Genomic DNA, 6,385 nt, shown 5'->3' on the forward strand with positions numbered 1-6,385 from the left:
TCACGATGCGCACGCGGGGTCTGAACCAGGACGGCGAGGAGATCGTGTCCTGGGTGCGTTCGGTCATGATCTACAAGAAGGGCGCGACGCACGACAAGAACTACTTCCCCGAGGCCAAGACCGGGCAGCTCCAGCTCCCCGGCGCCGGGGAATCCGCGTGACCGCGCTGAACATCACCTTCGGTCCCTGGGGCGAGACCCTGGAGGAGCTGGTGGCGGCCGGGCGGGCCGCGGAGGAGGCGGGCGCCACCACCCTGTGGGTGCCCGAACTGCACCGCAGTGCCACGGTCACCGCCGCCGCCCTGGCCCAGGGCACCTCGACCGCCCGGGTCGGTACCGCGATCGCGCTGGCGTTCACCCGCAGCCCGATGGTCACGGCGTTGGAGGCCCTGGACCTGGACGAGCTCGCCGGCGGGCGGTTCGTGCTGGGCCTGGGCACCGGGGTCAAGCGGTTGAACGAGGACTGGCACAACGCCCGCTGGGGCAAGCCCGTGGCGCACCTGCGCGAGACCGTCGCCGCCGTCCGCCACTTCGTCGCCCACGCCGCCGACGGCACGCCGATGACACTGGAAGGCGAGCACGAGCCGCTGCGCATCCGCGGCTACCAGCGGCCCTTCCCGCAGGTCCGCCGCGAGATCCCCGTCTACGTGGCGGGCATGGGCCCGGCGATGACGAAGCTGGCCGGTGAGATCGGCCAGGGCTGGATCTCCCACGAGCTGTGCTCTCCGGCCTGGCTCACCGAACGCTCCCTGCCGCCGCTGCTGGAAGGCCTGGACAAGAGCGGCCGCGAGCGCGCCGACCTGGACGTCGTGGTGTCGGCGTGCTGCTCGGTCGACCCCGACCCGGCCGTGGCCCGCCGCCGCTCCGCCGGAACCGCCGGGTTCTACGCCTCGGTGCGCACGTATGCGGACTTCTTCGCCTTCCACGACCTCGCCGAGGACCAGGAGAAGGTCATCGAGGCCTTCCGCTCCGGAACCGGCGCCGACCGCCTGGCCGGGGCCGTCTCCGACCGGATGACCGACGCCCTGACCCTGACGGGCACGTTCGACCAGGTCGCCGAGCGGATCGCCGCCTACGCGGGCGCCGCGGACTCCATCAAGCTGACCCCGCCCACGCACGACCTCGAGCCCGCCGAGATCCGGGCCGCCCAGGCCCGCATCATCGAACTGATCAAGGAGCTGTCGTGAAGCCGCTGGAGGATGTCAGGATCATCTCCCTGGAGCAGTACGGCGCCGGCCCGTTCGGGTCGCTGCACCTGGCCGACCAGGGTGCCGAGATCATCAAGGTCGAGGACCCCAGGACCGGTGGTGACGTCGGGCGTTATGTCCCGCCGTACGCCGAGGACGAGGACTCCCTGTTCTACGAGACCTTCAACCGCAACAAGAAGTCGATCTCGCTGGACATGTCCACCCCGTCCGGGCGGGCTGTCTTCGAGGACCTGGTGCGCAACGCGGACGCCGTCTACTCCAACCTGCGCGGCGACGTCCCGGCCAAGCTGAAGATCACCTACGACGACCTCAAGCACATCAATCCGAAGATCGTCTGCTGTTCGCTCAGCGGTTTCGGCATGACGGGCCCGCGCGCCGCCCAGCCCGCCTACGACTACATCCTGCAGGGCCTGACCGGGTGGATGGACCTCACGGGCGAGCCTGAGGGCCCGCCCACCAAGTCGGGTCTGTCGCTGGTGGACTACTGCGGCGGCTACGTCGCGGTGCTGGCGCTGCTGACCGGCCTGCACGCGGCCCGCCGCGACGGCGTCGGCATGGACTGCGACGTGTCGTTGTACGACACGGCGCTGTCGATGCTCACCTACCCGGGCACCTGGCACATGAACGCCGGCTTCACCCCCGTGCGCACGCATCATTCGGCTCACCCTTCGCTGGTGCCGTTCCAGGCGTTCGAGGCCAAGGACGGATGGATCGTCGTGGGCTGCGCCAAGGAGAAGTTCTGGCAGCGCCTGGTGGAGGTGATCGAACGCCCCGATCTGGGCGCGGACCCCCGCTACGCCAGCTTCGCCGAACGGCAGAAGAACGCCGGCACGCTGCTGCCCGAGCTGGAGCGGATCATCGCGACCCGTACCGTCGCCGAGTGGCTCACGCCGATGACCGCCGCGGCCATCCCCTGCGGCCCGATCAACGACGTCTCCCAGGCCTTGCAGGAGGAGCACGCCTCCGCCCGCGACCTGATCGTCGAGACCGAGCACCCCCGCTACGGCACGCTCAAGAACCTCGCCTCCCCCGTCCGCGTCGGCTCCGAGCAGCCCGAATACCGGCGCGCGCCCCAGCGCGGCGAGAACTCCGAGGAGATCCTGAACGGGGTCCTGGGCTACTCTCCCGAGCGCATCGCCGAACTGAACGGCGAAGGAGCCTTCGGAGCCTCGGCATGACGACCATCGCGGAAGAACTGGCCCAATGGGCGCTGGACGTCCGCCCGGACCAGGTGCCCGAGGACGTGCGCCGCGCCGCGGCCCGGCACCTGCTGGACGCGCTGGGCAACGCGGTCGCCGGAGCCAAGGCGGGAGCTGCCATCGCGGCGGTGCGCACCGCCGAGGCGATGGGGCCCGGTGACGCGCTCGTCATCGGAAGTGGTGTGCGGGTGTCCCGGTCGGCGGCGGCGCTGGCCAACGGCGTGCTGATCCACGCGCTGGACTTCGACGACACGCACGCGGGCGGGCTCGTGCACGCCTCGGCGCCCGTGGTGCCGGTCGTGCTGGCCGAGGGCCGTGCGGTGAGCGGCGAGGAGGCGCTCACCGCGCTGGCGGTAGGCCTGGAGGTGATCTGCCGGCTCGGGGCCGCGGCCCCACACGGCTTCCACGCCGTGGGGTTGCACGCCACCGCGGCGTGCGGGGTGTTCGCCTCCGCGCTCACCGCCTCCCGGTTGCGCGGCTTGTCGGTGGCCGAGGCGGTCAACGCACTGGGCATCGCGGGCAGCCGGGCGGGCGGGTTGCTGGAGTTCCTCAACACCGGCAGCTCCACCAAACAGCTCCACCCAGGTTTCGCCGCCTCTGACGGGCTCATGGCCGCCGCGCTCGCGGCGNNCGCGGGCCGCCCGGAGCCACCGGCCCCTCGACCGTCTTCGAGGGCGAATACGGCCTCTACCGGGCCTTGGCCCGCCGTGAGGCGGACCGCCCGGCGATCCTCGACGGTCTCGGGGACCGGTGGGAGGCCACCCGCATCGGCGTCAAGCCCTACCCGGCCTGCCAGCTGATGCACGCCCAGCTCGACGCGGCCCACCAGGCCCGCGCCGAGCTGGGCGTCCGGGTGAACGAGATCGCCGAAGTGGTCGTCGAGGCGCATCCGAACGCCGCGTCGATCGTGTGCACACCCGGCAAGGAGACGCCGCGTTCGGCTTACGACGCCAAGTTCAGCCTGCCGTGGAGCGTCGCGGCGATGCTCCACGACGGATCGGTGACGGTCGCGACCTACGACCGGATCGACCGGCCCGAGGTGCTGGCGCTGGCCGCGCGGGTGCGGACCGAGGTCGTGGACTTCGGCGGCGCCGCGGCCGACCAGCCCGGCCGCATCCGCATCCGCACCGCCCAGGGCGCGACGGTCACGGCTGAGATCCCGCGCAGCGGCGGCGGCCCCGACGACCCCGACATCGACCGGCTCGTCACCGCCAAGGCCCTGGGCAACCTCGGCCCCGGCGGAGAAGAGGTCGTCTCGGCCGCGCTCGGCCTGGCCGAGGCGCCTTCGACGGCTTTTCTCCTCGCTGCTCTGGAGTCCTCGTCCCGGCAGTGGACGGCCGCCGGGGAGGAGTCCCGGTGAGGCCCGTGCCCGTCCTGGACAGATGTCCGCCCCCTTCCGCCCGAGGCGGGATCCCCACGTTCAAGGAGTCTGACCACGATGAGCTCTGAAACGACACGTCTGCCGGCTGTGGCGGGCACCGCCGAAGACGCCTACGCCGGTGCGTTCGCGGCGCTGGCGTCGGCCGGGCTCGGCCCGGCTGATGTGGTGCATGTGGTGGAGTACGCCACCAAGACCGCACTGGACTCCTACGAGCGGGTCGAGAGCGCCCGGTCCGCGGCGTTGGGCGGGCACCGGGTGCCGGTCGCGACCGTCGGCGTCGAAGGGCTGCCGCAGGCCGGAGCCGAGCTGTCGGTCGAGCTGACGGCTTTTCCCGGTGGTGGGCGGCTGGTGCAGGCCCACCCGGATGAGGGTTTCCACCGGGGGACGCTGCGGGTCGCCGATGACATCGTCTACCTGCCGAGCGTTCACCCGCACGACGGGACGTCGGTGGTGTTCGCCGAGGACTTCCGTGAGCAGTACCGGTACTGCCTGGAGAAGGCCGGCGAGCTGCTGAAGGCCGCCGACCTGGGCTTGGACGCGCTGGTGCAGACCACCGACTACACCGCCCGCGCGACCCGCTCGCAGTACCCGCGCTGCGGGCGCCCCCGCAAGGAACTCCTCGGCGGGACCGGCCCGGACGGACGACCCGTGCACCCGGGCGCGGCGGGCATCGTCATCGACCAGGCCGTGGTGCCCGGCGCGATGGTCTCCCTGGACGCGATCGCCTCCACCGTGCCGTTCCGCGCCGTCAACCCCGGCTGGAAGCGCTACGAGACCCTCACCTACAAGCCCGGTCTGGCGACCGAGCGGACCCTGTTCATGTCGGGTTTCGGCTCGCTGGAGCCCGCCACGCAGAAGGCCATCTTCGAAGGCGACCTCCTCGCCCAGGCCGAGTACACCTATGCCGGAATCGCGGCGGTGCTGCGCGAGGCCGGGCTGGGCGAGACCCTGCCGTATAACTCGGTGACCCGGTTGGTGGAGTACATCACTCCCGACGCCGTCGCACGGTATGAGGAGATCGCCGAGATCCGCCGCAAGTACTTCGGCGACACCCCGGCGCTGACCTCCGTGGTGTGCTCGGCCCTGCTACGGCCCGAGTTCCTCATCGAGGTCGTGCCGACGGCGGTGTTCGGATGACGGTCGCCATCGTCGGGGCCGCGGAGTCCGATCTGGGGATGACCGGCAAGTCCATCCTCACCTTGCAGGCGCAGGGCATCACGCGGGCGCTGGCCGACGCCGGGCTGTCCCTGTCGGACGTGGACGGCCTGGCCACCGCGGGGGTGTCCCGGTTCTCGGCCACCCAGCTCGCCGAATACCTGGGGTTGGAGCCGTCGTGGACGGACTCCACGTTCGCCGGAGGCTCGGCGTTCGAGATGTACGTGGCGCGCGCCGCCCAGGCCATCGAGGCCGGGCAGTGCTCCACCGTCGTCATCTCCTATGGCTCCAACCAGCGCTCCGCCCGGTCCCGTTCGCTGGGCGGGGTGCAGGAGTCCCACCTTCCGCAGGCCCAGTTCGAAGACCCCTACGCCCCGCTGTTCCCTTTGTCGTACTACGCCATGGCCGCGCAACGCTACCTGCACTCCTACGGGGGCGGCCGGGAGTGGCTGGCCGAAGTCGCCGTGGCCGCCCGGGAGTGGGCACTGCTCAACCCCAAGGCGTTCCGCTACGAGGCCGGGCCGCTGACCGTCGAAGAGGTGCTGGCCGCCAAGCCGATCTCCTCCCCCCTGACCGTGGCGGACTGCTGCCTGGTGACCGACGGGGGCGGTGCGATCGTGCTGACGTCCCTGGAGCGGGCCCGCGACCTGCCCAACCCGCCCGTGACGGTGCTGGGCTACGGGGAGTCGACGACCAACGCGTCCATGACGGGCGTCGACGACCTGCTGCGTCCCGGCTCGTTCGCCTCCGGCGAGGCGGCGTTCAAGATGGCCGGGCTCGGGCCCTCCGACGTGGACGTCCTGCAGGTGTATGACTCCTTCACCATCACCGTGCTCCTCACCCTCGAGGGCCTGGGATTCTGCAAACCGGGCGAGGCCGGCGAGCTGGTGGCCGGCGGACGGGTGCGCCCCGGCGGGGACCTGCCGCTGAACACCTCCGGCGGCGGCCTGTCCTACAACCACCCCGGCATGTTCGGACTGCTGCTGCTGGTGGAGGCCGTCCGCCAGCTGCGCGGCGAATGCGGCGAACGCCAGGTCCCCGACGCGGAGGTCGCCCTCGCGCACGGCACCGGCGGCATCTTCTCCACCCACGCCACCGTCCTACTGGGAGTCGACCGATGAGCGAACCCGACATCCCCGTCGACGAGGTGACCGCGCCCTGGTGGGAGGCCACCCGTGAGCGGCGGCTGACCGTCCAGCACTGCCGAGGGTGCGGGCATCTGCAGCACTACCCGCGCGCCCTGTGCACCGGGTGCGGCGGCATGGACCTGGACTTCACCGACGTCTCCGGCCAGGGCACCATCGACTCCCACACCCTCGTGCACCGCGCTCCCCGCCCCGGTCTGGAGACCCCCTACGTGGTGGCCCGCGTCCGCCTCGCCGAGGGCCCGCTGCTGTTGACCAACCTCGTGGACGCCGACCCCGACTCCTGGCGGTGCGACGC

7 protein-coding genes are annotated in these 6,385 nt (G+C 71.7%); all 7 read left to right on the plus strand.

Going from position 1 to position 6,385, the window contains the following annotated elements; all coding sequences use genetic code 11:
* The first annotated feature begins 157 nt into the window (after positions 1-157).
* On the plus strand, positions 158-1,186 hold the full coding sequence (locus ABD327_RS15035) for an LLM class flavin-dependent oxidoreductase (protein WP_344450987.1): 1,029 nt from the start codon (positions 158-160) through the stop codon (positions 1,184-1,186).
* A complete protein-coding gene (locus ABD327_RS15040; protein WP_344450988.1) occupies positions 1,183-2,385 on the plus strand; it encodes a CaiB/BaiF CoA transferase family protein in 1,203 nt (400 codons plus the stop codon). Before ABD327_RS15035 ends, ABD327_RS15040 begins: the two co-directional genes overlap by 4 nt.
* A complete protein-coding gene (locus tag ABD327_RS15045) occupies positions 2,382-3,206 on the plus strand; it encodes an MmgE/PrpD family protein (RefSeq protein ID WP_344450989.1) in 825 nt (274 codons plus the stop codon). Before ABD327_RS15040 ends, ABD327_RS15045 begins: the two co-directional genes overlap by 4 nt.
* Entirely contained in the window at positions 3,206-3,766 is a 561-nt protein-coding gene (locus tag ABD327_RS15050; protein ID WP_344450990.1) for an MmgE/PrpD family protein, read from the plus strand. The genes ABD327_RS15045 and ABD327_RS15050 overlap by 1 nt, the downstream gene beginning before the upstream one ends.
* Positions 3,767-3,844: 78 nt before the next feature.
* Positions 3,845-4,924: a RidA family protein gene (locus ABD327_RS15055; RefSeq protein ID WP_344450991.1), complete on the plus strand. Its 1,080-nt coding sequence runs from the start codon at positions 3,845-3,847 to the stop codon at positions 4,922-4,924.
* Entirely contained in the window at positions 4,921-6,063 is a 1,143-nt protein-coding gene (locus ABD327_RS15060; RefSeq protein ID WP_344450992.1) for an acetyl-CoA acetyltransferase, read from the plus strand. The genes ABD327_RS15055 and ABD327_RS15060 overlap by 4 nt, the downstream gene beginning before the upstream one ends.
* A partial coding sequence (locus ABD327_RS15065) for a Zn-ribbon domain-containing OB-fold protein (RefSeq protein WP_344450993.1) occupies positions 6,060-6,385 on the plus strand: 326 nt, incomplete at its 3' end. The genes ABD327_RS15060 and ABD327_RS15065, both read left to right, overlap by 4 nt.

It is taken from the genome of Actinocorallia aurantiaca, from assembly GCF_039533685.1.
GTDB classification, from domain to species: Bacteria; Actinomycetota; Actinomycetes; order Streptosporangiales; family Streptosporangiaceae; genus Actinocorallia; species Actinocorallia aurantiaca.